The 24987-nt window shown below is 35.4% G+C and carries 25 protein-coding genes; 14 read left to right on the forward strand and 11 right to left on the reverse strand.

What is annotated here, in order from left to right:
* Positions 1-208 precede the first annotated feature (208 nt).
* From V4B17_RS03130 to V4B17_RS03160, 7 genes are all read left to right on the forward strand, one after another.
* Positions 209-1087 carry a septal ring lytic transglycosylase RlpA family protein gene (locus tag V4B17_RS03130; RefSeq protein ID WP_455480020.1) on the forward strand — a complete coding sequence of 293 codons (879 nt, stop codon included), beginning with the start codon at positions 209-211 and terminating at the stop codon, positions 1085-1087.
* 345 nt (positions 1088-1432) lie between these two features.
* Complete coding sequence (locus tag V4B17_RS03135) at positions 1433-2596, forward strand: D-alanyl-D-alanine carboxypeptidase family protein (RefSeq protein WP_455480021.1); 1164 nt, start codon at positions 1433-1435, stop codon at positions 2594-2596.
* Between the two features lie 30 nt (positions 2597-2626).
* Positions 2627-3298, forward strand: a complete 672-nt coding sequence (tmk, locus tag V4B17_RS03140) for a dTMP kinase (protein ID WP_455480022.1) — start codon at positions 2627-2629, stop codon at positions 3296-3298.
* Positions 3295-4350, forward strand: coding sequence for a DNA polymerase III subunit delta' (locus V4B17_RS03145; protein ID WP_455480023.1), 1056 nt, complete (start codon positions 3295-3297; stop codon positions 4348-4350). Before tmk ends, V4B17_RS03145 begins: the two co-directional genes overlap by 4 nt.
* Positions 4351-4411: 61 nt before the next feature.
* On the forward strand, positions 4412-5971 hold the full coding sequence (gene metG, locus V4B17_RS03150) for a methionine--tRNA ligase (protein WP_455480024.1): 1560 nt from the start codon (positions 4412-4414) through the stop codon (positions 5969-5971).
* On the forward strand, positions 5961-6734 hold the full coding sequence (locus V4B17_RS03155) for a TatD family hydrolase (RefSeq protein ID WP_455480025.1): 774 nt from the start codon (positions 5961-5963) through the stop codon (positions 6732-6734). Before metG ends, V4B17_RS03155 begins: the two co-directional genes overlap by 11 nt.
* Positions 6735-6744: 10 nt before the next feature.
* Positions 6745-7560: an MBL fold metallo-hydrolase gene (locus V4B17_RS03160; RefSeq protein WP_455480026.1), complete on the forward strand. Its 816-nt coding sequence runs from the start codon at positions 6745-6747 to the stop codon at positions 7558-7560.
* Between the two features lie 235 nt (positions 7561-7795).
* Here V4B17_RS03160 and V4B17_RS03165 read toward each other — a convergent pair whose 3' ends face one another.
* The 3 genes from V4B17_RS03165 to pcsA are packed head-to-tail and all read right to left on the reverse strand — an operon-like array spanning position 7796 to position 10109.
* Positions 7796-8236, reverse strand: coding sequence for a DUF6163 family protein (locus V4B17_RS03165; protein ID WP_455480027.1), 441 nt, complete (start codon positions 8234-8236; stop codon positions 7796-7798).
* Positions 8233-9279, reverse strand: coding sequence for an enoyl-CoA hydratase/isomerase family protein (locus V4B17_RS03170; RefSeq protein ID WP_455480028.1), 1047 nt, complete (start codon positions 9277-9279; stop codon positions 8233-8235). The genes V4B17_RS03165 and V4B17_RS03170 overlap by 4 nt, the downstream gene beginning before the upstream one ends.
* Before the next feature lie 26 nt (positions 9280-9305).
* Positions 9306-10109, reverse strand: a complete 804-nt coding sequence (pcsA, locus tag V4B17_RS03175) for a phosphatidylcholine synthase (protein WP_455480029.1) — start codon at positions 10107-10109, stop codon at positions 9306-9308.
* Positions 10110-10289: 180 nt separating this feature from the next.
* Between pcsA and V4B17_RS03180 the strand changes: the two genes are divergently transcribed.
* The 4 genes from V4B17_RS03180 (at position 10290) to sodC (ending at position 13409) form a co-directional block, all read left to right on the forward strand.
* Complete coding sequence (locus tag V4B17_RS03180) at positions 10290-11516, forward strand: UbiH/UbiF family hydroxylase (RefSeq protein WP_455480030.1); 1227 nt, start codon at positions 10290-10292, stop codon at positions 11514-11516.
* A 355-nt stretch (positions 11517-11871) separates the two neighbouring features.
* Entirely contained in the window at positions 11872-12216 is a 345-nt protein-coding gene (locus V4B17_RS03185; RefSeq protein ID WP_455480031.1) for a hypothetical protein, read from the forward strand.
* On the forward strand, positions 12194-12520 hold the full coding sequence (locus V4B17_RS03190) for a hypothetical protein (protein ID WP_455480032.1): 327 nt from the start codon (positions 12194-12196) through the stop codon (positions 12518-12520). The genes V4B17_RS03185 and V4B17_RS03190 overlap by 23 nt, the downstream gene beginning before the upstream one ends.
* A 361-nt stretch (positions 12521-12881) precedes the next feature.
* The gene (sodC, locus tag V4B17_RS03195; protein WP_455480033.1) at positions 12882-13409 is read left to right on the forward strand and encodes a superoxide dismutase [Cu-Zn] SodC; all 528 of its coding nucleotides are present in this window, start codon (positions 12882-12884) and stop codon (positions 13407-13409) included.
* Between the two features lie 99 nt (positions 13410-13508).
* On the opposite strand, the gene V4B17_RS03200 is transcribed toward sodC, so the two are convergent.
* The 7 genes from V4B17_RS03200 to V4B17_RS03230 all read right to left on the reverse strand — a co-directional run bounded on the left by V4B17_RS03200 (position 13509) and on the right by V4B17_RS03230 (position 20581).
* On the reverse strand, positions 13509-13784 hold the full coding sequence (locus V4B17_RS03200; RefSeq protein WP_455480034.1) for a hypothetical protein: 276 nt from the start codon (positions 13782-13784) through the stop codon (positions 13509-13511).
* Positions 13785-14027: 243 nt separating this feature from the next.
* Complete coding sequence (locus V4B17_RS03205) at positions 14028-14429, reverse strand: SUF system Fe-S cluster assembly protein (protein ID WP_455480035.1); 402 nt, start codon at positions 14427-14429, stop codon at positions 14028-14030.
* Entirely contained in the window at positions 14422-15666 is a 1245-nt protein-coding gene (locus tag V4B17_RS03210; protein WP_455480036.1) for an aminotransferase class V-fold PLP-dependent enzyme, read from the reverse strand. Before V4B17_RS03210 ends, V4B17_RS03205 begins: the two co-directional genes overlap by 8 nt.
* A gap of 9 nt (positions 15667-15675) precedes the next feature.
* Positions 15676-16938, reverse strand: a complete 1263-nt coding sequence (gene sufD / locus V4B17_RS03215; RefSeq protein WP_455480037.1) for a Fe-S cluster assembly protein SufD — start codon at positions 16936-16938, stop codon at positions 15676-15678.
* Between the two features lie 11 nt (positions 16939-16949).
* Positions 16950-17705: a Fe-S cluster assembly ATPase SufC gene (gene sufC / locus V4B17_RS03220; RefSeq protein ID WP_455480038.1), complete on the reverse strand. Its 756-nt coding sequence runs from the start codon at positions 17703-17705 to the stop codon at positions 16950-16952.
* 53 nt (positions 17706-17758) lie between these two features.
* A complete protein-coding gene (sufB, locus tag V4B17_RS03225) occupies positions 17759-19270 on the reverse strand; it encodes a Fe-S cluster assembly protein SufB (protein WP_455480039.1) in 1512 nt (503 codons plus the stop codon).
* A 153-nt stretch (positions 19271-19423) separates the two neighbouring features.
* The gene (locus V4B17_RS03230) at positions 19424-20581 is read right to left on the reverse strand and encodes a cysteine desulfurase family protein (RefSeq protein WP_455480040.1); all 1158 of its coding nucleotides are present in this window, start codon (positions 20579-20581) and stop codon (positions 19424-19426) included.
* A 164-nt stretch (positions 20582-20745) separates the two neighbouring features.
* On the opposite strand from V4B17_RS03230, the gene V4B17_RS03235 reads away from it, so the two are divergent.
* The 3 genes from V4B17_RS03235 to V4B17_RS03245 all read left to right on the forward strand — a co-directional run bounded on the left by V4B17_RS03235 (position 20746) and on the right by V4B17_RS03245 (position 23645).
* Positions 20746-21426, forward strand: coding sequence for an alpha/beta hydrolase (locus tag V4B17_RS03235; RefSeq protein ID WP_455480041.1), 681 nt, complete (start codon positions 20746-20748; stop codon positions 21424-21426).
* A gap of 283 nt (positions 21427-21709) precedes the next feature.
* A complete protein-coding gene (tyrS, locus tag V4B17_RS03240; protein ID WP_455480042.1) occupies positions 21710-22963 on the forward strand; it encodes a tyrosine--tRNA ligase in 1254 nt (417 codons plus the stop codon).
* 202 nt (positions 22964-23165) lie between these two features.
* Positions 23166-23645: a peroxiredoxin gene (locus tag V4B17_RS03245; RefSeq protein WP_455480043.1), complete on the forward strand. Its 480-nt coding sequence runs from the start codon at positions 23166-23168 to the stop codon at positions 23643-23645.
* A 31-nt stretch (positions 23646-23676) separates the two neighbouring features.
* Here V4B17_RS03245 and prfB read toward each other — a convergent pair.
* Positions 23677-24805, reverse strand: a protein-coding gene (gene prfB / locus V4B17_RS03250) for a peptide chain release factor 2 (protein ID WP_455480044.1) whose coding sequence is annotated in 2 segments (ribosomal slippage) — positions 23677-24735 and positions 24737-24805 — 1128 coding nt in all. Because the reading frame shifts where the segments join, the coding sequence is not laid out codon by codon here.
* Positions 24806-24987 lie beyond the last annotated feature (182 nt).

Here is a 24987-nt window from a genome sequence, read left to right on the forward strand (position 1 = left end):
TCATAGCATCTACAAAATCGCGCTTATTTTTTGCAAAAATCATAAAAAGATTAATAATGAATAAATTTTCTTGATAAAAGGTAATTTTTTGGGCTATCATAACTGCGTGAGAGAGGTCGTCAGAAAATGTGGATTTTTATGTCGCATATAGAAGGCGTAGTGTAATTTTTCACAGTAAATACTTAATTAAAAATAAGCGGGTTGATAAATGCTTTTGATTGACAAAGAAAAGTTTATCTCTGTTCTTGATTCAACGTTTCAATTCGTTTCTGTAGCAATCGTATCTCAGTTGTTGGTATCTTGCTGTGCAAGCCAAGTAGCACCTCTTACAGAAAAAGACTTTTATAATAATAGAGCGGCCAATGTAAATACTTCTGTTCTTCCTAAAAAAAATCCCAGCGGACAAAATCAATCAAATGAAAAGAGAGGTGGACGGGCTGTTGTCGGTAAGCCTTACCAAGTAAACGGGAAATGGTATTATCCAAAAAGTGATCCAGCCTATCGACGTGTTGGAGAAGCATCATGGTATGGTGCGGATTTTCACGGGCGTTTAACTGCAAACGGTGAGATATATGATATGAATCTTTTGACCGCTGCCCATCCCACAATGCCTTTACCAAGTTATGCGCGTGTTACTAATATGAAAAATGGCTCTTCTATTGTTGTTAGAGTCAACGATCGCGGTCCTTTTATGAAAAATAGAATCATCGATTTATCGAAGCAAGCTGCAGAAATACTTGGGTATGTCAATGCAGGCGTGGCAAATGTTAAAGTGGAATATATTTCTGAAGCGCCTGTCGGTTATTATGATGGTGCTTATTTAGTGTCTTCTTATATGTCAGGGAATAAAGATCCGTCCTCATTAGCATTGGCAAGTCTTTCAAAAGAAAGAGAAAATATTGTGCTAGAAAGAAACGGTGCGGATAATCAAAAACAACTAAACGAAGCTGCAATTGAACGAAAGCAACTCAATAAGACTCTTTCGATAAGCTTGCCCGAAATCGGTCCTGTTTTGATTGGTAAACCAGCCTTGTTTGATCAAGTGGCTTTTATAAATAAGCCAAGCAAAAAAATACGCGTCAATTAATTACAAGTTTTTTAGAAGAATAATGTTTCCTCATTATTTGTAATTGTTAAGTTACATATAATGATAGATTTTTTCATTTTAAACAAAAAGATGAGATTGTGTATTATTATGGAATAAGGTAAATTTTCAAAAGTGTTATTAATCTTTGCCACATTTAAAACATTCAAAATAAATTTTATGTGAAAAAATGAAAAAGAAAATGTAGCATGCCGGTTTGTCTTGATAATACTGAGAGAAAATAAAAAAACGATCTCATTTTAAATAATTTTTAGTTTATAAAAAACAAATCTTTCTTTGTGTAAGAAGATTCTTTATGCTGCTCCTTTAGATATGGGAGAAGGGGTTATGTACAAAGCATTAAGGGTTTTATTCACCTTATTTTGGATGATAACGTTGGATGAACGAGGAAGAGCACAAAATTTTCAAAATTCTGCATCGCAATTGCTGTTATTAGATAACGACACAGATACAATACTTTTTGAAAAACAGAGTGATGTTGCTTTTTTTCCCGCATCATTAGCAAAGCTGATGACGGCCGAAGTCATATTTCATCAATTAAAAGAAGGATTGTTAAGTGGTACACAAAAATTCAAGGTAAGTGAAAATGCTTGGCGAAAGGGTGGAGCACCTTCTGGTACGACAACTATGTTTGCAAAAATAAAAACAGAAATTAATATTTTTGATCTTTTACGTGGTTTAATTATTGTCAATGGAAATGATGCTGCTATTATCCTTGCTGAAGGAGTATCGGGGAGTGAAACTGATTTCGCAAAGCTAATGAATCAGAGGGCTCGAACTATCGGATTGTCGCATAGTCATTTTGTTAATGCGACAGGACTTCCAGAAGAGGGGCAGTTTGTAACATTGCGCGATATGATCACATTAGCGCGTCATATTGCTCATGAATACCCTGATTATTACGCGCTTTATAGTGAGCCAAACTTTACTTGGAATAAAATTTTTCAACGTAACAAAAATCCTCTTATTTCTAAAGGAATTGGTGTAGAAGGATTTGGTTCCGGCTACAGTGAAAAAGAAGGTTTTTCAATGGTTGTGTCCGTTTATAAAAACCATCGACGTCTTTTTTTAGCAATAAACGGTTTGCAAGATGGTAAAAAGCATACAAAAGAAGTAGAACGCATTCTTCAATGGGGAATGACAGCTTTCGATCTTAAAACGATTTTCACAAAAGGGGAGGTAATTGGTTACGCTTCTGTTTATGGTGGATCGCAAAATTCTGTTCCACTTATTGTTAAAGAGCCGATAAATTTTATGCTTTCGAATCAAAAAAAAATGAATGTTAGAGCACAAATTAAATATCGTGGTCCATTAAAAGCTCCTATTGTTTTAGAACAACCAGTCGGTGTTCTTCAAATTTTAGAAGATAAAAAGATTCTTCTCGAAAAGGCCGTTTTTGCCGGGAAAAATATTCAGGAAGGAAGCTTTTTTGCAAAAGTAAAAAATTCATTCTATGAAATAACAATTGGGTGGCTACGAAAATATTTGTAATATGCGCTAGATAAGAGACAAGGTTTATAAGTGTCAGGTTATTTTATCACATTTGAAGGGGGGGACGGAGTAGGAAAATCAGCGCAAATTCTTTGTCTTTTTGAACATCTCAAGGGCAAAGGCTATGAAGTTGTTATAACGCGAGAACCAGGAGGAACGCGAGGTGCAGAAATAATACGTGATATTTTATTATCCGGTCAGGCTCAACAGCATGGACCTGTGATTGAAACTGCTTTGTTTACGGCTGCACGAATCGATCATGTTACCGAAGTTATCGCACCTTCTTTGCAAGAAGGTAAAGTGGTGTTATGTGACCGCTTTATTGATTCTACACGTGTTTATCAAGGACTCAATGATAAGGTAAGTTCTTTTACTCTTTCTGTTTTAGAACGTGTCGCTCTCAATGGGATAATGCCTAATTTGACATTTCTATTAGATATATCGGCAAAGCATGCTATGGAACGTGCAAATACCCGAAGGCTCTCGAAAAGCATAAATTATGTAAGAAAAAAAGCAAAAACAATTGATTATTTTGAAAAAGATAATTTAGAAATTCAAGAACAAAGGCGCCAAGCTTTTCTTCGACTAGCAGAACAGGAACCTCGTAGATTTCGTGTGATTGATGCGACAAATACAATTCACGTTATTGCAGAACAAATAAAAAACATTTGTGATCAAGCATTGGTGGATCATTTTACATGAATGATGTAAATTTTTTGCGTCAATATGACGATATTGATGCAGTTTTATCACCTTTACAGAACAATACGATTTTTGGTCATGTATCTGCTCGTCATTTTTTGATGCGAACGCGTAAGGAGGGGCGTTTGCATCATGCTTTATTATTTGAAGGAGAGTACGGAATTGGCAAGGCCACATTGGCGTTTCACTTTGCTTGGAATATTTTAAGCTCTCAAAAGGATGATTTCCTGCAACCAGAGCATAATTCTATTACATGGCATCAAATTACGCAGGGTAGTCATCCCAATCTTTTATACATTTCACGTCGCTTTGATTTAAAAACACAAAAATTCAAAACAGGTGTACTCATTGATGATATTCGCGATGTTATGCATTTTTTAAACAAAACTTCACAAAATAATGGGTGGCGCATTGTTATCATTGATCCTGTAGATGATATGAATAGAAGTGCGGCTAATGCGATTCTCAAAACGCTTGAGGAACCTCCTACAAAAACTTTATTCATTCTTATCACGCACTCTCTAGGAAGATTGCTCCCAACGATTCGCTCACGATGCCAGAAAATTTCTTTGCGGCCATTGCATGATAATGAGATGAAAAAAGTCATTACACATATTTTTTCCACTAAAAATTTACCTGATGAAAAAACTGTCAAGATGATTATTCAAAGATCTAACGGAAGTCCTAGAAAAGCTGCCTTACTTATTTGCAATGATGGTTTTGAAATTGTTAGAACTATTGATACTCTCTTGGAGAAATCTGTTTGCAACCCAACTGTTGTACATACTGTTGCACAAACACTTTCATCTCTTTCTTCAAGGATTCAATTTCAACAATTTTGTGACGAAATTCTTGATAAAATTCAAAAAAGGGCTATCATGCTCGTTGAAAAGGGAGATTTGGCTCTCTCAAAAAAATATGCGCAAGCATGGCAGGAGATTTATCAAGAGATAGAGGAAATACAATCATTTAATCTCGACAAAAAGCAATTCATTATTAACTTGCTTTTTAGGGTTCATAAGATCGTTCGCGAGGGTGCGCTTTTTCCGTGACAATGTGATTAACAGACGTTATGTGAGTGTGTCTTTTATTGCGTTTCACAATGAGTATAACATGCGTAACATATATTACATAACGACTCCAATTTTTTATCCTAATGGTACTCCACATATTGGACATGCCTATAGTGTAATTGCAAGTGATGTTTTGGCTCGTTTTCAGCGATTAGACGGAAAAAATGTGTTTTTTCTCTCTGGTACGGATGAGCACGGTTTAAAAATGCAACAAACAGCAGCAGCGTTAGGTATAGCACCTAGACAACTTGCAGATCGTAACAGTGCAACATTTCAAAAAATGCTTGCAATATTAAATTGTTCTAATGACGATTTTATCCGTACGACAGAAGAGCGTCATCATCAAGCTTGTCAAGAAATTTGGAAAAAGATGGAAGCGAATGGCGATATTTATCTTGGACGTTATACTGGTTGGTATTCGGTTCGTCAGGAATCCTATTATGAAGAGAAAGATACTGAAGTTGGAGAAGATAACATCCGACGCGAAAAAGAATTAGGATCTCCAGTTGAATGGAACGAAGAAGAAAGTTACTTTTTTAGACTTTCCCGTTATGAAAAAGCTCTTCTTGAATATTATGAAAACCATCCTGATTTTATTGCTCCATCTGAACGACGGAACGAAATTATAAGTTTTATAAAATCGGGTTTAAAAGATATTTCAATTTCACGAGCAAGTTTTAATTGGGGAATTCCTGTTCCAAATAATCCAAAGCACGTTATGTATGTCTGGGTTGATGCACTTACAAATTACTTATCAGCAATTGATTTTTTTGATAAAAATTCAAAAAAACGTGATTTTTGGCCTGCAAATGTTCATATCATTGGTAAAGATATTATTCGTTTTCATGCAGTCTATTGGCCAGCATTTTTAATGTCTGCTGGAATTGAATTGCCTAAGTGCATTTTTGCTCATGGTTTTTTACTCAATCATGGTACAAAAATGTCAAAGTCTATTGGAAACGTCGTTGATCCTTTTAAAATGGTTGATCATTATGGTATTGATCAGTTTCGTTATTTTCTTCTTCGTGAAGTGCCATTTGGACAAGATGGTAGTTATAGCCATGATAGTTTTGTAAATCGCATTAATGCGGATCTTGCCAATGATCTTGGTAATTTAGCACAGCGCTCTTTGTCCATGATTGCTAAAAATTGTGATGCAAAAGTTCCTATACCATCTGCATTTTTAGTTCAAGATCAACAGCTTTTAGAATACTCTCTTAAAACGCTTGAAATTATACGCCAAGCTATGTCTTCTTATGGGATGCATTTAGCGCTTTCAGCTATTTTTTCAGTTGTAGCAGATGCTAATCGTTATTTTGCCAGTGAACAACCTTGGAGTTTAAGAAAAAATAATCCAGAAAGATTTTCTACAGTTCTTTACATAACTGTAGAAGTTCTGCGGCAAATAGGAATTATGCTGTTACCTTTTATACCACAATCAGCGGCCAAACTTCTTGATAGCCTTGCGATTGTAGAAGAACATCGGTTATTTTATCATATCAGTAATTCAAAAATTCAAACAGGTATTGATCTTCCTCCACCAGAACCAATTTTCCCCCGTTATATCTTGAAAAATGACGAGACTCATCATGTTGATTGATACACATTGTCATCTTGATTTTGAAAATTTTTCACAAGATTTGGACGGTGTTATCCAACGGGCTTTAAATGCTGACGTTAAGCGTATGATAACAATTTCAACACGCGTTCATGATTTAGATAAACTTTTGGCAATTGCGCAAACTTATGAGCAAGTATTTTGTTCCGTTGGCACGCATCCCAATCATGCCCATGAGGAACAAAATATCACAGCTGAGAATCTTATTCGTCATTCAAATCATTCCAAAATTGTTGCGTTCGGGGAAGTGGGGCTTGACTATCATTATGATTACTCTTCACCAAAAGAGCAAAAGAAAATTTTCCAAGAACATATTATCGCTTCTCGTGAAACACAACTTCCTCTTGTCATACATTCACGCAATGCAGATGGAGATATGGAGAAAATATTACGTGAAGAAATAAAGAAGGGTATTTTTCCATTTGTCCTTCATTGTTATTCATCTGGGATACAACTTGCTCGTGCCGCTATTGAACTTGGTGGTTATATTTCTTTTTCAGGTATTCTTACTTTTAAAAATGCCCTTGAAATTCGTGAAATAGCAAAAATTGTACCTCGTGAGCATTTATTGGTGGAAACGGATGCACCATTTTTAGCTCCTGTTCCTCATCGAGGTAAAACAAATGAGCCATCTTTTGTACGCTATACAGCCGCTGCTTTGGCTGAAATAATTGGTTTAAATATTGAGGAAATCACTCAGATAACAACGTGCAATGCTTTACGTTTATTTAGCAAAATGAAATAGGGTAAAAGGTATGTTTGATCGGTACCGATTTACGATATTAGGCTGTGGTTCCTCTCTGGGAGTACCACGCCCTAATGGTGATTGGGGAGTTTGTGATCCCAATAATCCTAAAAATAAACGCTATAGAAGTTCTTTATTAGTCGAACGCATTAAACCATCAGGAAAGAAAACAACGGCTGTTATTGATACTGGTCCAGATTTTAGATTACAAATGATTGACGCTCGCGTGAACCATCTTGATGCTGCATTTTATACGCACTTTCATGCAGATCATATTCACGGTATTAATGATCTCCGTAGTTATTCGCTTGCACAAAAATGCTTAATAGATATTTATGCAGATACCCTCACATTGAGCCATTTGAAAAATGCTTTTGGATATTGTTTTCAAAATTCAAAAGGTTCATCTTACTCACCCATTTTAAAAGATCATCTTATCAACGAAGATAGCCAGTTTATAATTCATGGGCAAGGTGGAGCAATAATTATTAACGCACATTTACAATATCATGGAAATATTCATTCTTTAGGTTTTCGTATTGGTAATGTTGCTTATTGTACAGATGTTAATAAATTTCCTGAAAAAACATTACTGAAATTAATGAATTTAGATGTTTTGATTATCGAGGCTCTTCAATTTGAATCTCATCCAAGTCATTTTTCTGTTGATCAAGCATTACATTGGATAAAACATTTAAAACCAAAACGAGCTATACTCACACATATGGATAGATCGCTTGATTACAATGAGGTTTTAAACTATGTCCCATCACATGTTAAACCTGCATATCAGGGACTGATTTTTGAAACAGATACACAAATATAGCAACAAAACATTTTATTCTAACTAAAATTTCCTTTGAAATTCTAGTCTTTATCTTTTTGAAATTCTAGTCTTTATCTTGTTTATGCCTATAGTTTGTGTCTCTATTTATCGCATAATATATATTATGGAACTTTTATAAGTAGAAAGACGACATCTGAGGAACAGTAACATCATTACTGTGAATACTCTCGTCACATGAAAGCTAAAGAGTAGAGTATCATAATAATTTTTGAATCTAGTAATCTGTTGTAACAATTTTAACAGCATTGATCGCATGATTTTTCTTAAAAAAGAACATCATAATTTGTAATGCCATAAGAACTAAGAATAATATTCCATAAAATAGCGCAAGTAGCTGGTAGTTGGAATAATAAATTTTCATCGCTAATATTTCTGTAAAGGCTGCAATACACCACAAAAAAATTCCCCATAGTGAGTACATCCAAAGTCCAATCAACGCGATAGGATAAATAACAGCCAGTGTGCCTGATAAAAACTGCCACTGCCATGGCATAAGATCAAAGCGCCATAGAGTTCCTGGAAAGACACCAACAAGACGCAGCCAATAAAGAGCACTTAAACCGAAGCAAATTAGCGCTAAAAACCGTAAATAAAAGCTATAAGCTAATAGAAACATGTCTATCTTTGAAATTTGTTTTTGAGGGATATTCATCAAAGCAATAATTCTCGTTCAACGGGTTGGAAATAAAGGTCGATCATTTCATCTGTTATATCTGAGAGTTTATCTGGCTGCCATTTAGGTGTTCTGTCCTTTTCAATCAGCATTGCACGCACACCTTCATAAAAATCATGTGAGTTAATCATATGATGTGCAATACGATTTTCAACTTTTATACAATCTTCAAAAGTTTGAAATGAACTTTGTTTCATTTGTTTCCAAATAATTTTTAAACTTGTCGGAGAACGTGATAGCAAGCTATCGTAGCATTCTTGAGCAAATAAGACGCCTTCATTGCTTTTTTTATAAAGCAATTCAATACATTCCTCTAATGTATCGGTACTAAAACAAGCTCTGATAATACAGCGTATTTCATGGCTCGTTTCATAATTTTTTGTAACTGTTCGTTCTTTCAAAGCTAAAACAGGATTTCCCTTTTCAATGATAGCTTTTCTAATGCACTCTAATTCAACTTCAGGAACAGCATGTGTTGCTAACCCTAGATTTAAGCAATCACCCCATTTTATACGCGCACCGGTTAATGCAAGATAAATGCCAAAGTAATCAGGAAGAGATGGTAAAAAAAAGCTCGCACCAACATCTGGAAAAAAACCAATAGCACCTTCCGGCATAGCAAAGAGTGTATTTTCTGTAACAATTCGGTGTGAACCGTATATGGAAATACCTACCCCCCCTCCCATCCAAATTCCGTTTAAAAAAGAAATGTATGGTTTTGAAAAGCGTCTAATATAAGCATTTAAGCGATATTCGTCACTAAAATATTGGTAAGAAGATTCTTTTTTTCCCATATGGTAGATTTCTACAACATCTCCACCAGCACAAAAAGCACGCCCCTCTCCTTCAATTAAGATACAAGAAACATCATCATCTATTTCCCATGTGCTGAGTGCCTTTTTAAAGGCGAAAACCATTCGTTGATTAAGAGCGTTTAATGCTAGAGGACGTGTAAGCTTTATAATGCCAGCATGCCCTTCTTTTATAAAAAGAATATCATCGCCTGCCCCAAAATCAATCTGCATTTCATACCTTTTTTACAGTGTCTATATTATTGTTTTTTTACACCCAATTGAGGAAATAGCTGCATAATAGCACCAATACAATATATATAAATGCCTGTTACTGAAATTCCTAGTTTAACCCAATATGGAGCATCTAATTTGTAAAAAAATGCGGCAACACCAAAGAAACACCATGAAAGAAAGATTGGAAAATTAAGCCACCGCAAACGGATAACTCTTGTTGGATGAATGAAATGAACTGGTAAAAAAGATATAATTGCTGATAAAACAATAATGGTAAAAGTTATCCACTCCCCTGGCTTTACTACAAAAAGCATGAAAACCATCATATTCCAAACGACAGGAAATCCTTTAAAAAAGTTTTCTTTTGTTTTCATTCCAGTATCCGCATAGTAAATAGCCGATGAAATAACAATAATAGCACTCAATAAAAACGACAGTCTTGAACCCATAAAACCACTTTGATAAAGCGCAAAAGCTGGAATTAGGACATAAGTTACATAATCAATAATATTATCTAAGAGTTCTCCAGACCATGTTGGAAGTACGTATTTAACATCAAGTTTGCGCGCAATCGGTCCATCGATACCATCAACAAGAAGTGCAAATCCAAGCCAACAAAACATAGCAGTCCATTCTTTTTGAGATGCCGATATAAGAGAAAGAAACGCTAAAAACGAACCCGAAGCTGTCAGTAAATGGACAGAAAAGGCCTTCGCTTGTGGCATCGTTACTTTTTTATGGCGCAATAAATCAGCATTAGTTTTGATTTTTTTTGTTAGCTTACGTTTCAAAGTTTTCTTATCCTCGTTTCTAAGGTTTTCATCCATTTACCAATACACCACTTTTATTAATGGTATAATTGACTGTAAAAAAAATCATAAAAAAGTTACTTTTTTATATCGTATTATTTATTACATAATATAATAGAAGAGCTTCATACAATAAAAAGAGATTCTTCATTTAGAAATATTAAAATATTTAGTAAATGGTGAAAGGCTCAGGTGGCTATGACATCTGAAAGAAATGAGCATAGAGGTATTGCTGTCATTGGTGCAGGCCCGATCGGTATGTTAGCAGCACTTAGTCTTGCACATAGGGGGCACTCTGTTTTTCTTATTGGTCCACCTGCTCATGCAGATGAATTACGGACAACTGCTCTTATGATACCAGCAATACGTACGCTTCAAAAACTTAATATTTGGAATATTCTTAAGGATCATGCAGCAGCTTTGTCTTTCATCAGAATTATAGATATAACCTCTAGGATTGTACGTGCTCCTACTGTGAATTTTTCTTCCGCTGAAATTGGAGAAGAGGCCTTTGCTTATAATATACCTAATGCAGAATTAAACAATGCTTTAGTCAATTCTGTTACGCATGTACCAAATATTACAAGATTTGTTTCTTCAGCAAAATCTTTTCATCACCAAAAAAGCCATGTATCTGTCACTCTTGCAGATGGTAGAGTTATTCAAGCGTCGCTTGTTGTTGCTGCTGATGGACGCCATTCTCTAACACGAGCGGCAGCGGGTATAGGTGCCAAACAATGGAATTATCCGCAAAAAGCGCTTGTTCTCAATTTTTCCCATGACTTTTCCCATCAAAATACGTCAACTGAATTTCACACAGAAAATGGTCCATTTACACAGGTTCCGCTATCAGGGAAAAGATCTAGTCTTGTGTGGGTTGTTAGTCCTTCTCGTGCTGAGAAATTATTGAATATGGAGAAAAAAACAATTGCAAAAGTCATAGAAGATCAAATGCAATCGATGCTTGGAAAGCTGATATTAGAAACACCAATCCAACTATGGCCTCTTTCAGGACTTATCTCTTATCGTTTTGCTGCAAATCGAACAATTTTAGTGGGCGAAGCAGCCCATGTCTTTCCTCCTATTGGAGCGCAAGGACTGAATTTAGGGTTTCGTGATGTTCAAACTTTAACTGATATTTTACCAAACAGAATATCCGATTCTAACTCTGAAATGATTGTTGCACGTTATAACCGATACCGCAAACCTGATATATTGATCCGAAGTGGATCTGTGCATATGCTCAACTCTGCTTTACTTTCTAATATGTTGCCTGTTCATATCATACGAAGCATTAGTCTTGGATTACTACGTGGTTGCTCACCGTTACGTAATTTATTCATGCGAGAAGGAATGTACCCTGGTTATGGATTCAAAGAAATTATACAAACATTCTTAACAAAATCACCTAAACAGCTCTACTGATATGATAAAATAACTGATGTAGACCAGTTAAAGCAACAAAAAATAACAACAAAGACAAGATCTAATCTTTCTAATAAATTTGTTAATTAAATTAAAATATTAGCAATTGTTTTCTACAGTGCGCAATATAACAAAAATGCAAAAATTACTTTAACAATACAGCATAGTAGTATTTGCAAAAAAATATAACGTTACCTTTTCTTATAAGAAGAAGAAATAAAAAACGATTTTTGTTAATCAATATAAATTTTAAAAAATTTTCTTCGTTAAGGATAGCATTAAAAATAAAGTATTCCTGGGAACCAGTTAGCAATAAATAAGTTAATGAAGTGTTTTTTTAACAAACGGTGACAAGATGGCCTTAAGTAAAATTTCGAAATTATGTATTCTTTTTATGGCGATTATCTGCTTCTCATCTATAGTCACAGCTTCAATAAGTAAAATTTTTTATGCTCCCTATTGTCAAAATTCTACCTATATTTTTACCAAAGATATCACAAAACAAGGCCAGAATTCATTTACAGCTTCACAAGTTAAAAACTGTCTCATGCAAAATGGTTTCATGGATATTAAACAATTGCGTTTAGACGATAAAGGTATTTGGCGCGCTTTGGTAGAATTTAAAAAGCACACTTTTCTCGTATCAATTGATTACTCTGGAATAGTTAGTATTCAAAATGAAAGAAACAAATATGATTAATTTTAAAACTTATAGCAATACTGATTCCAAAAACTGTGAAAGAACTTTTTTCAAAAAAATCTATTATTCCATTAAGGAACCCGCTTTTATTGGAATCTTAAATGGCAGTATATCAGGAGCAATTGTGGCAACTCTCGCAACTTATGGTTATATTGGGCTGTCAGGATTTGGTCCAATTATCGCAATGGGTATAGGTACAGCATTTTTTACCGGAACGATAATTGGTGCAATAATAGGATTAATAATGGGTGTTTTTGTTGGTACGCTTTGTGCTTTTGTGGAAGGAGTACACACATTACGATAGATTATATTTCATAATAAATAAAAAGTTTTGCCAGTTAACTTTATTCAGAAACAGAATTTTTATAAAAATTATGAAATCTGCTTTAGAAGTATCTCCTGAAAAATGTAGGAAAATTTCCATAAAAGCCGCATTATATCATTTGATATAGGAAATTATTTCAGATAAACATAAAGATATATAAAAGGATTTATTTTTATTTTATAAATTTTTTGTGAATTATACTATTTCAAAGATAGCGCAGTTTGTTATCTTTTTACAAAGTAAAAATTATATTAAATTTAATAAATATTTTTATCAGTATGATATTTATTTTATATTTTAGCAATAAAATTTATTTCAAATAAGTATAAAAAGGTGCTACATGGATAAAATTTTCTTTATCTTCTTATCATCACTAATATTTTTAGCTAATTATACTTCTACACTAGCAGAATCTATGCAGGTAAAGGTTTATGAACTAGAAAATAACAACACAAAAAAGCCTATTGGTACAATTGAAATTGAAGAAAACACATATGGTTTGATTTTTGTGCCAAACTTATCCACTCTACCGGAAGGTTTACACGGTTTTCATGTGCATGTAAATTCTTCATGTGATACGAAAGATGGCATAATTGGTGGTGCTGCAGGTAAACATTATGACCCGCAGAGTACTAGCAAGCATCTTGGACCTTATAATGTCAATGGTCACTTAGGTGATTTACCTGCGCTTTATGTCGATAATAAAGGGCGATCCACAATGAGTGTTCTCGCCCCACGAATTAAAAAGCTTTCAGAAATTAAAGGGCGCTCATTAATAATTCATTTAGGAGGAGATAACCATTCTGATAAGCCATTACCGTTTGGCGGAGGTGGAGCTCGTTTAGCATGTGGTATTATCGAAGAATAAGCCTAAAATTACGATAAGATATGAAAATATGCATTTTTTTATATTTCATCAATTAGGTATCTTATTACTACAATTTGTAATACGGTTTATTATAGGATTTTATAAAAATTCATTTTTATTTATCAAAAGACCTCTTCTTTCTCCTTTTGGAAAGCAGTGAACAATCGCAGTAATTCTTTCATTGATCACTGATTTCCTCAGATCTCTTTGCAATAAATGCGAACAAAAATTTTTTAAATATAATTGATGGTGCCTTGTATTACTTTGTGGTGCACGTTTTTTATCAATAGAACGTTCTAAACTATCCTCATAATACTCGAATGCATTGCCTGTATTATACGGTAGATCAATATAGATATTCTTCACCTTACCCATATATACACTTGTTCAAGTGCTCTAAATACCAGAAAATTATCATCAAAAGCGTCCTGAGCAGACATTTAATACGCTGCATAATAACATTTTTAAAGATCCTCTAATAAAATACGAAGATCAAACTTTGTGCATCTCCCTTTTCAAAATCCAAGTGAGTTCCAATTTTCGTTTATTATGGTTCATATAAGCGTTCTTAAATCTAAAAGCTTGTAAAAGTAAAAAGTTCGTTCATGAGCAGTAGTTTTAATACCATCCAACGGCAATTTGCGCCTCTTCTGACATATAATCAGGTGTCCATGGTGGATCAAATGTCATGGTGACTTCAACATGCGAAACACCCTCAACTGTACTTACAGCATTTTCTACCCAACCTGGCATTTCTCCAGCAACAGGACATCCTGGTGCTGTGAGTGTCATTTCAATTTTTACTGAACGATCATCTTCAATATCAATACGATAAATCAACCCTAGCTCATAAATATCAGCAGGAATCTCTGGATCATAAACCGTTTTCAGAGCAGCAATAATATCGCTCGTCATACGGTCAATTTCGTCTGCTGAAATTGTTGATGTACAAGGCTTCTTACTTTCACTTACCGTCTTAACAGATTCTGTAGAACGACACTTTTCAATTAGTTCAGTCATTAAAAAATGTCCTCGTTTCTCTCAGTGCTTCTACTAATATATCAATATCTTCATAGGTATTATACATAGCAAACGATGCACGACAAATAGATGTTAAACCAAAGCGTTGTAATAACGGCTGTGCACAATGCGTTCCTGCACGTATAGCAACTCCTTTTTTGTCAATAAACATGGCAATATCGTGTGCATGAATACTTTCAATTGTAAATGATATAATAGCCCCTTTATTGGGAGAATGACCATAAATACGCAATGTTTCAACTGTTTCAAGCTTTTCATGTGCGTAAGCCAATAGTGCTTTTTCATGTGCATAAATAGCATTCCTATCTTTTTCTTGCACATAATTAATGGCTGCAGCCAATCCAATAGCTTCAACTATGGGAGGCGTTCCCGCTTCAAAACGGTAAGGGAGAGAATTATAAGAAACTTTATCAGTCGCGACATCCTCGACCATCTCTCCTCCTCCTTGAAAAGGAATCATTTCCTCTAGCCGATGTTTTTTACCATAAAGAACACCAATGCCTGTCGGACCATAAAGCTTATGACCTGTAAAGACATACCAATCACAATCAAGACTTTGCACGTCAACTGTTAAATGTACAGCACCCTGAGAACCATCAACAAGAACAGGAATGGCATTTTTATGCGCTAGTTTAACAATTTCTTTAACAGGAGGCACAGTTCCCAATATATTAGACATGTGCGTAATAGCAACAAGTCTTGTTCGGGCACTTAAAGCTTTTTGGAAATCCTCAATATGTAAAATACCATTTTCATCAATCGGAATAAAAACAAGCTTAACACCTTTTTGTTCACGAAGAAAATGCCAAGGAATAATATTTGAATGATGCTCCATGATGCTGAGAACAATTTCATCGCCCTCTCTTAATTTTGGCATAGCCCAACCATAAGCAACAGTGTTAATGGCTTCTGTTGCATTTTTCATAAAAACAATTTCCTCAACTTTTTGAGCATTTAAAAATGCACGAACTGTTTCACGAGCATTTTCATAAGATTGCGTTGCCGCATTTGCTAAAAAATATATTCCCCTGTGCACATTAGCATAGTTGCATTGATAGAAATCATCCATTGCATTGAGCACTGATTGTGGTTTTTGAGCAGAGGCACCATTATCAAGATAAGCTAATCGCTTTCCATAAACACCATGACGTAAAAGAGGAAAATCATGCCGAATTTTTTCTACATCATAGCTTAATGTTTGTACGTCATTTCCCATTTTTTTACCTTAAACATTTTTTTCCAACCACCTGCTAATAGTATCTCCCAAAATAGCTTGAATATCATCCTGTTCAACGTCTTCAATAATTTCGAAAACAAACCCTTTAATTAAAAGTGCACGAGCTGTTTTTAAAGGAATACCGCGCGCCATGAGATAAAAAAGATGATCATGGTTAATATTAGCAACTGTCGCACCATGACCACACGCAACATCATCAGCAAAAATTTCTAGCTCAGGCTTTGCATTAAATTCCGCGTTATTTGAAAGTATGAGGCTATTACAAGCCATGCGCGCATCTGTTTTTTGAGCTTTTTGAGCAACACGTATCGTTCCTTGAAAAACACCGACTGCTTTATCTGTAACCACATTACGTATAACTTCTGTTGAAGTTGATTTTTCTTCCGCGTGATGAACAGCCATCGTAAGATCGCTGTGCGTTTGTCCTGACAATAAATTTACAACTCTCAATTGAAAATTAGATTCTTCTCCCTGCAATTTAACATCAATTTCTTGACGATTTAATTGACTACCTATATTAATTACATAAAGTGACAATTTTGCTCCTTGACCAAGAAGAGCACGAAATTGGCTAAATTGTGTAGAATTAAAACCACGATCGCAAATAATGATCCATGTAATATCACTACAAGCGGCAATATCTAATGAAGATATTGAACTTACAAAGGTATCTTTATCATTACCAATCTGATGTTCAAGAAATACAGCTTGACAGTTTTTTTCAATTTTTATGTCTGAAAAAATATGAGACTGTCCTCCCATTTGAATGTTCTGTAATTCAATGGGGACATTTAATTTTGTATTTTCAGGAATGTGAAAAAGCCAACCATCCGTAACAAAAGCGGTATTTAATTGTCCAACAAAATCTTCATCAGAAATAATCTGATCTCTTTTTACAAAATTATCTTTTAATGCGTCTGAAAAACGTTTTACCGTGATATTTTTTATCTTTGATTGTGTAACTGTTTTTCCATTTTTAATAGAAAAAACAACACTTTCTGAAAGTAATGCATCAACAAATTGCTCATCATCTACTTCTGAAAAACTGCCAACAGATTTCAATAACGTGCGTAGATTCGTATAATGCCAATTTTCAATTTTACGTGAAGGAAGTCGTGTTTTTTGAAACAGTTCAATAGCTTTTTTACGAACTGTCTGTACAGCTTTATCGCCAGGTAAATTGCTCATATATTGATTGAAATTATTAAGTATATCTTTTTCAACTACCAACAATTCTCGCCGTGCATTCATATCCAATGACCTCAAGCCGCTTCACTAATAAGATCAGCATATCCATTTTGTTCTAAATAAAGCGCCAATGATTTATCACCGCTTTTAATAATACGTCCTTTATAAAGAACATGTACTGTGTCAGGAATAATATAATTAAGAAGGCGTTGGTAATGAGTAATAACCAAAAATGAACGCTTTGAATCCCGAAGTTTATTAACACCATCTGCAACAATTTTCAGCGCATCAATATCTAAACCAGAATCTGTTTCATCTAAGATACAAAGTTTAGGCTCAAGAAGTGCCATTTGTAAAATTTCAGCTCGCTTCTTTTCTCCACCTGAAAAACCTACATTTAATGGACGTTTTAGCATGTCCATATCTACCTCAAGTTTTGAAGAAATGTCTTTAACACACTTTATAAACTCAATAATTTTAAGCTCTTCATCACCACGCGCTTTGCGTTGAGAATTCATAGCAACTTTTAAAAATTCCATCGTTGCCACTCCAGGTATTTCCATGGGATATTGAAATGCAAGAAAAATACCGTATGTAGCACGTTCTGCTGGATCCATTTCTAAAATCGATTGTCCATTATAAAGAATATCGCCTTCTATTACTTCATAATTATCATGACCAGCAAGCAAATAAGACAAAGTCGATTTTCCAGCTCCATTTTGTCCCATGATGGCAGCAACTTCACCATCTTGAACAGTCAAATTTAAACCGCGAATAACCTCTGTATCGGTCCCAACAATACGGGCACGCAAATTTTTTATCTCTAACATAATTTTATCCTGTTCTAGCTATTTTACGCCAAATGCGCTATTGACCTAAATAATTATCCCACACTACCTTCAAGGCTGATACTAATGAGTTTTTGTGCTTCAATAGCAAATTCCATTGGAAGCTTTTGAATAACTTCCTTGACAAAACCATTCACGATTAATGCGATAGCTTCTTCTTCGGGAATACCCCGCTGCATGGCATAAAAAAGCTGATCATCAGAAATTTTTGATGTCGTTGCTTCATGTTCAAATTGAGCCGTCGCATTCTTCGCTTCAATATAAGGAACTGTATGGGCACCACAATCATTACCAATTAACAAACTATCACATTGCGTAAAATTGCGCGCATTTTGTGCTTTTCGATGTGCTGTAACTTGCCCCCTATAAGTGTTATTTGAAAAACCAGCAGAAATACCTTTGGAAACAATGCGGCTCGATGTATTTTTTCCTAAATGAATCATTTTTGTACCGGAATCAATTTGTTGATAACCGTTTGCAACAGCAATAGAATAAAATTCTCCACGCGAGTTGTCACCACGCAGTAAGCAAGACGGATATTTCCAAGTAATTGCAGAGCCAGTTTCAATCTGTGTCCACGAAATTTTAGCATTATCACCCCGACAATCTCCACGCTTCGTTACAAAATTATAAATACCACCCCTACCATCTTTATCTCCAGGATACCAATTTTGTACTGTAGAATATTTAATTTCTGCATTTTTGAACGCAATAAGCTCAACAACAGCAGCATGAAGTTGGTTGTCATCACGTTGGGGGGCCGTGCATCCCTCAAGATAAGAAACATAAGAATCTTCATCTGCAATAATTAATGTTCGTTCAAATTGGCCTGTATTGCGTTCATTGATCCTAAAATAGGTTGAAAGCTCCATCGGACAACGAACCCCTTTAGGAATATAAACAAATGAACCATCTGTAAAAACGGCTGCATTCAAAGCAGCGTAATAATTATCACCAGCAGGTACAACCGTTCCTAAATATTCCTTAATAAGGGTAGGATGTTCAGTAATCGCCTCTGAAATAGAGCAAAAAATAACACCAGCCTGTGCTAGTTCTTTTTTAAATGTTGTCACAACAGAAACAGAATCAAAGACTGCATCAACAGCTACCTGTCCTGATGCATAAATACTCCCATCAAAAGTAGAGGGAGCAGACTGTTTTCTTACCCCCGCCAAAATTTCTTGTTCTTTGAGGGGAATACCAAGCTTTTCATAAGTTGCTAACAATTCAGGATCCACCTCATCCAAAGATTTCGGTCCTGTATGATTTTTAGGAGCAGCGTAATAATATAGCTCTTGAAAATCAATTTTGGGATACTTAATGCGCGCCCAACTAGGCTCTTGCATTGTTAACCAACGATGAAAAGCTTGTAAACGCCATGTCAGCATCCATTCAGGTTCGTGTTTCTTATCGGAAATGAATCGAATGATGCTTTCAGTTAACCCCTTCGGAGCTTTATCTGTTTCAATATTAGTTTCAAAACCGTATTTATATTGATCAACATCTATCTCACGTACCTGGCGTACTGTTTCTTGTACTGCTGGCATTATTTTTCTCCATTCTTTCCAATGTTAAGAACCGGTGATTAAACGTCTTGTTTTTACAAGATTAAAGCAAGAAATTGATTTTCTAGATTATACGCAAAGTAGAAAAATTTCAATCAAGCTTATTTCATCTTTTAAAACAGTTCTAAGTTTTTTTTATGGTAAATTCTGCTTTTTGCTATTATTTATAATTTGAGAAAAAACTAATAAAAAATCATCAATATCTTTGGAAGTCGTTTCAAGTCCTGTTGAGATACGGATTGCACCGTTTGGAACGTTGTACCCCATCGCTTCCAATACTTTGCTTTGTTTGACTTTTCCTGAAGAACAAGCGGAACCTGCTGATACAGAAAACCCTGCCAAATCAAAACTAATTTGCATAGTTTCAGCTTTTATATCGCGCACAGCAAAATAAGTTGTGTTTGGCAAACGCTGAGCTCTTTTGCCAAAAATTTCAACATCACTGCATATTTTTTCTATTCCATTTTCCAATTTACTGTGTAAGTACGCTAAGTGTCTTATCTCTTCTTGGGTAAAACAATCGGACATCGCCGCCCCAAAAGCAGCAATAAGCGGCAATGCCTCTGTTCCTCCACGCAAACCTTTTTCTTGTCCTCCTCCAACAATAAGAGGATACGGCATTAAAAGGTTGCCGCATGAAACAAAAGCACCAATTCCCTTAGGCCCACCGATTTTGTGCGCAGATAGTATAAAAAAGTCCCCTCCCATTTGTTTAATATCAACAAAATTTTTGTCTACATATTGTGTCAAATCAACGATAAGAATACCTCCAAAATTTTGAACAATAGAAGCTATTTTTTTTATTGGTTGAATAACACCGGTTTCACCATTAGCAGCTTGAATAGCAACGAGAGGAAGGCCTTTTGTTTTATCATGAACAGTTAAGAGAGAAACTAATTTATCTTGTTGAATGAGACCATCTTGATCAACAGCAATGATGCTGATGAATTCTTTAGAGAAACGTCCTCCTCCTGCAATAGATGGATGTTCAGTAGCTCCAATATACAGATGAGAAAATTGAACTTTAGAGCTCCCCATATCGTAAAAGGGTGTTAATAAGGTCATCGCTGCTTCAGTCGCACCAGAGGTAAATACAACATGATTTGGATGTGCGTTGAGATTTTTAGCAATTTGTCGGCGTGCTTTTCCTAATAAGGATTTAGCAGCACGCCCTTCCTCATGAACGGATGATGGATTACCAAATATCTCTAAAGATTCCAATAACGCCGCCCGCGCCATTTTTTTGAGTGGTGTTGTCGCATTATGATCAAAATATCGTCGTCTTACAACCATTTTACATCGCAATCATTAATCTTATGAATTTATTTAAAAAAATAGTGCAATTTTCTTGAAAAATGCACTTAAAAAAGAATATTTAGTAGTCAGTGAGTGGAGATTCTATGGTAAAAGTTGATCAAGGTCAATGAGAGTCTTTAATAGCATTTAAGGAGCATTTAATGCCAGAAATTATTTTTAATGGTCCCGCAGGTCGACTTGAAGGGCGTTATCAGCCCTCACACCAAAGAAATGCATCAATTGCAATTATTTTACATCCTCATCCCCAATTTGGTGGCACGATGAACAATAGGATTGTTTATGATCTCTTCTATATGTTTCAACAACGTGGCTTTACTACATTACGTTTTAATTTTCGCGGTATTGGCCGAAGCCAAGGCGAGTTTGATTATGGAATAGGAGAACTTTCAGATGCTGCAGCTGCACTCGATTGGGTACAAACACAGCATCCTGATTCTAAAAACTGCTGGGTTGCAGGATATTCATTTGGTGCTTGGATTGGTATGCAGCTTTTAATGCGCCGACCAGAAATTGAAGGTTTTATATCCGTTGCTCCTCAACCCAATGTTTATGACTTTTCATTTCTTGCTCCCTGCCCCTCCTCTGGGCTTATCATTCATGGCGATATCGATAAAGTTGCTCCCCCAAAAGATGTTCAAACGCTTGTAGATAAACTAAAAACACAAAAAGGTATCACCATTACACAAGAAATACTGGAAGGTGCTAACCACTTTTTTAGTGGATGCAATAAAGAGCTCATTGAGCGATGTTCTCAATATTTAGATAATCACATTACAAGTGAATTTCTCGCTCCTCCGCCTGAAATACTTTCACTTGCCTAAAATACTAAAAAAATTGAAAAAACATTTTGATAACAGATAAGTAACTTATCCTTCGGTATTTTTGTAGGTTTTCATCATTTTACCTGCTTTTAGAAGATAAAAAACATATCTGGTTATATCAATGAAAATTGTTTTTCTTTAAATATAAAAGCAAGAGAGTCTCTTTGTTATCTTTTACTCCCAGTATTGTTCATTCTCTTGTGAGGTATGCTTCATTTATGGTAGAGAAAACGCTAACAATCCAATGTAAATAAATGCAATCTTAAACTGGGAAACAAAATCCGTGCCTGCCTTTAAATCTGAATTTTTACATATTATGAGTGAACGTGGTTTTATCCATCAAATTTCGGATGAAAAAGGCTTAGATGATCTTTTTTCAAAAGAAGTTGTAAGCGCCTATATTGGATTTGACCCTACAGCTTCGAGTCTGCATGCTGGAAGTCTTCTTCAAATTATGATGCTTTATTGGTTACAAAAAACTGGCCACCGCCCCATTGCTTTGATGGGTGGAGGAACAGGGTTGATCGGTGATCCTTCCTTCAAAGATGAAGCACGACGTCTTCTGACACAAAATGATATTGCTGCAAACATCACTGGTATTAAAAAGGTATTCTCCAACTATTTAACATTTGGTAATAAAGAAACCGATGCATGTATTGTTAATAATGCTGAATGGTTATGCAATTTGAACTACTTAGAATTTTTGCGTGATATAGGAAAGCATTTTTCTGTAAACCGTATGTTGACGTTTGATTCTGTCAGGATGAGACTTGAGCGCGAACATTCTTTGTCATTCTTAGAGTTTAACTATATGATCTTACAAGCTTATGATTTTGTTGAACTTTATAAGCGCTATGGGCTACGTATGCAAATGGGTGGCTCTGATCAATGGGGCAATATTATCAATGGAATTGAATTAGGACATCGCTTAGGAACACCACAGTTGTATGCATTAACTTCACCATTGCTGACAACTTCTTCTGGTGCTAAAATGGGCAAATCATTGAATGGTGCTGTATGGCTTAATGTAGATATGCTTTCACCTTATCAATTTTGGCAATATTGGCGCAATACAGAAGATGCTGATGTTGCACGGTTTTTAAAACTTTATACTACATTGCCAATAGATGAGATTATTAAACTCTCTGCATTGCAAGGAGCTGAAATTAACGATGCAAAGAAAATTCTTGCAACGGAAATTACAGCAATGTTACATGGACGTAGTCTTGCTGATAAAGCAGCCGAAACTGCTCGTAGAACTTTTGAAGAAAAAACACTCGGAGAAAATCTTCCAACTGCTGAAATTAACGCCGCAGAATTAAAAACAGGTGTTGGATTACTTTTTCTTTTAGTACAAGCAGGACTTGCTAAATCTAACAGTGAGGCACGCCGACATATTCAAGGTGGAGGTGTGCGTATTAATGGTAAAATCATTGAAGACGAAACACGTCTTATTATTGAAGAAGACATCAATACAGAAGGAGTAATTAAACTTTCTTTCGGTAAGAAAAAACATATTTTGGTGAAACCAGTATAAGCTCTTTATAACTTTTTGCATTCCTTTACTTATGTTGTTCATACCGACCTTGTTTTTTAATTCAATTTTTGTGATAAAATGACCCTTGTTAAGAAAAATAAAAATTTTTTGAAATCATTATTATTAAAACGTTAAATTCTCGCATCTTCGACGTATTTTTAATACTCTATACTTGCTACACAAAAAAGAAAGATGAAAACTAATGACAAGACCCACTAAAGGCACTTTTGCTCCTGATTTTGATTTGCCACGCGATGGTGGAGGTAGGTTATGTCTTTCTGATCTTCAAGGAAAAGCTGTTGTTTTATATTTTTATCCAAAAGATGATACCAGTGGATGCACAAGTGAAGCAATTGATTTTACGCGATTGAAGACAAAATTTGATCAAATCGGGGTTGTCATCGTTGGGATATCTCCAGACAATATAAAAAAACATGATAAATTTAAAATAAAGCACGAACTTGATATCATCCTTGTGTCCGATGAAGAAAAAACAACTCTTGAGGCCTACGGTGTTTGGATTGAAAAAAGCATGTATGGGCGCAAATATATGGGAGTTGAGCGAAGCACTTTTTTGATTGATGCAACTGGAAAAATAGTAGAAGAATGGCGCAAAGTTAGCGTATCTGGACATGCCGATGAAGTGTTAGCTTCTGCCGCACTTTTACATCGTAATGGCTAATCTTACAAAACTTAAAAAAGTTTACGTACGATTAACCAATATTTTTGATTTCTTGGACTTTTCCGTAAACTCTTTGGGCAAGTGCCGCCTCTATAAACGCGTCTAAACTACCATTAAGTACGGATTGTGGATCAGTGTTTTCAACGCCTGTACGTAAATCTTTGACAAGTTGATACGGTTGAAGAACATAAGATCTAATTTGGTGTCCCCATCCGATTTCTGTTTTAGAAGCTTCAACCGCATTCGTTTCTTCTTCTCTTCTTTTAAGCTCTTCTTCGTAAAGCCTTGCGCGCAACATAGACCACGCAGTTGCTCGATTTTTATGCTGAGAACGCTCTGTTTGACATTGAACAACAATACCCGTTTTTATATGTGTGATGCGAACTGCAGAATCTGTCGTATTGACATGCTGCCCCCCAGCTCCTGATGCACGATATGTGTCAATACGAACATCTGACTCTGAAACATCGACTTCGATATTATCATCAATAACTGGATAAACCCAAATGCTTGCGAAAGAGGTATGGCGCTTTGCATTGGAATCATACGGTGAAATGCGTACCAAACGATGAACACCTGATTCTGTTTTCAGCATACCATAAGCATTATGCCCTTTTACAAGAATAGTCGCTGATTTAATTCCTGCTTCTTCTCCATCGTGAATTTCTAACAGCTCAACCTTCATTTTATGCTGTTCAGCCCAACGCGTATACATACGCAACAGCATAGAAGCCCAATCTTGGCTTTCCGTACCTCCTGCACCAGCATGAACTTCTAGGTAAGTATCGTTTGGATCTGCTTCCCCTGAAAGGAGTACATCGATTTGCCTTTTATCTATCTCGTTCTTAAGATTACGTATTGAATTTTCTGCATCAGTGATAATTTCAACATCACTTTCCTCTTCGCCCATCGCGATTAACTCAATGCACTCTTCAAGTATTTTTGCAAACGACAAAACACCATTGATTGAATCATCAAGGTGCTGACGCTCACGCATCATGTCTTGTGCTTGTTGTGCATTATCCCAAAGCGTTGGATCTTCTGCTTTTTGATTGAGATATTCAAGACGTTTCAGAGATTGATCCCAGTCAAAGATGCCTCCTTAGCAACTTAATTGCTTCTCGGATTTCATTGACTAATACTTCTATTTCTGCTCGCATAATTTAACACCATAATTTTTGTTTTTTAAAGACTCTTTTTGGTTATGCTTTTTAGCATTTTATACAAATTCAATGATCATGTAAAAAAGTAGCATAGCTTCGTTAAACTTGTTTACTATAACTACACCGCAGAAAGATAGACAAAAATGACCTTACTCCGTTCGAAAGTCATATTAAAAGAG

It is taken from the genome of Bartonella sp. B23 (genome assembly GCF_053793815.1).

Coding starts and splice junctions, on each gene's coding strand:
- V4B17_RS03130 (WP_455480020.1), top strand. CDS start 209: ATGCTTTTGATTGACAAAGAAAAGTTTATCTCTGTTCTTGATTCAACG.
- V4B17_RS03135 (WP_455480021.1), top strand. CDS start 1,433: ATGTACAAAGCATTAAGGGTTTTATTCACCTTATTTTGGATGATAACG.
- V4B17_RS03145 (WP_455480023.1), top strand. CDS start 3,295: ATGAATGATGTAAATTTTTTGCGTCAATATGACGATATTGATGCAGTT.
- metG (WP_455480024.1), top strand. CDS start 4,412: ATGCGTAACATATATTACATAACGACTCCAATTTTTTATCCTAATGGT.
- V4B17_RS03155 (WP_455480025.1), top strand. CDS start 5,961: ATGTTGATTGATACACATTGTCATCTTGATTTTGAAAATTTTTCACAA.
- V4B17_RS03160 (WP_455480026.1), top strand. CDS start 6,745: ATGTTTGATCGGTACCGATTTACGATATTAGGCTGTGGTTCCTCTCTG.
- V4B17_RS03170 (WP_455480028.1), bottom strand. CDS start 9,279: ATGCAGATTGATTTTGGGGCAGGCGATGATATTCTTTTTATAAAAGAA.
- pcsA (WP_455480029.1), bottom strand. CDS start 10,109: ATGGATGAAAACCTTAGAAACGAGGATAAGAAAACTTTGAAACGTAAG.
- V4B17_RS03180 (WP_455480030.1), top strand. CDS start 10,290: ATGACATCTGAAAGAAATGAGCATAGAGGTATTGCTGTCATTGGTGCA.
- V4B17_RS03185 (WP_455480031.1), top strand. CDS start 11,872: ATGGCCTTAAGTAAAATTTCGAAATTATGTATTCTTTTTATGGCGATT.
- V4B17_RS03190 (WP_455480032.1), top strand. CDS start 12,194: ATGAAAGAAACAAATATGATTAATTTTAAAACTTATAGCAATACTGAT.
- sodC (WP_455480033.1), top strand. CDS start 12,882: ATGGATAAAATTTTCTTTATCTTCTTATCATCACTAATATTTTTAGCT.
- V4B17_RS03200 (WP_455480034.1), bottom strand. CDS start 13,784: ATGGGTAAGGTGAAGAATATCTATATTGATCTACCGTATAATACAGGC.
- V4B17_RS03205 (WP_455480035.1), bottom strand. CDS start 14,429: ATGACTGAACTAATTGAAAAGTGTCGTTCTACAGAATCTGTTAAGACG.
- V4B17_RS03210 (WP_455480036.1), bottom strand. CDS start 15,666: ATGGGAAATGACGTACAAACATTAAGCTATGATGTAGAAAAAATTCGG.
- sufD (WP_455480037.1), bottom strand. CDS start 16,938: ATGAATGCACGGCGAGAATTGTTGGTAGTTGAAAAAGATATACTTAAT.
- sufC (WP_455480038.1), bottom strand. CDS start 17,705: ATGTTAGAGATAAAAAATTTGCGTGCCCGTATTGTTGGGACCGATACA.
- sufB (WP_455480039.1), bottom strand. CDS start 19,270: ATGCCAGCAGTACAAGAAACAGTACGCCAGGTACGTGAGATAGATGTT.
- V4B17_RS03230 (WP_455480040.1), bottom strand. CDS start 20,581: ATGGTTGTAAGACGACGATATTTTGATCATAATGCGACAACACCACTC.
- V4B17_RS03235 (WP_455480041.1), top strand. CDS start 20,746: ATGCCAGAAATTATTTTTAATGGTCCCGCAGGTCGACTTGAAGGGCGT.
- V4B17_RS03245 (WP_455480043.1), top strand. CDS start 23,166: ATGACAAGACCCACTAAAGGCACTTTTGCTCCTGATTTTGATTTGCCA.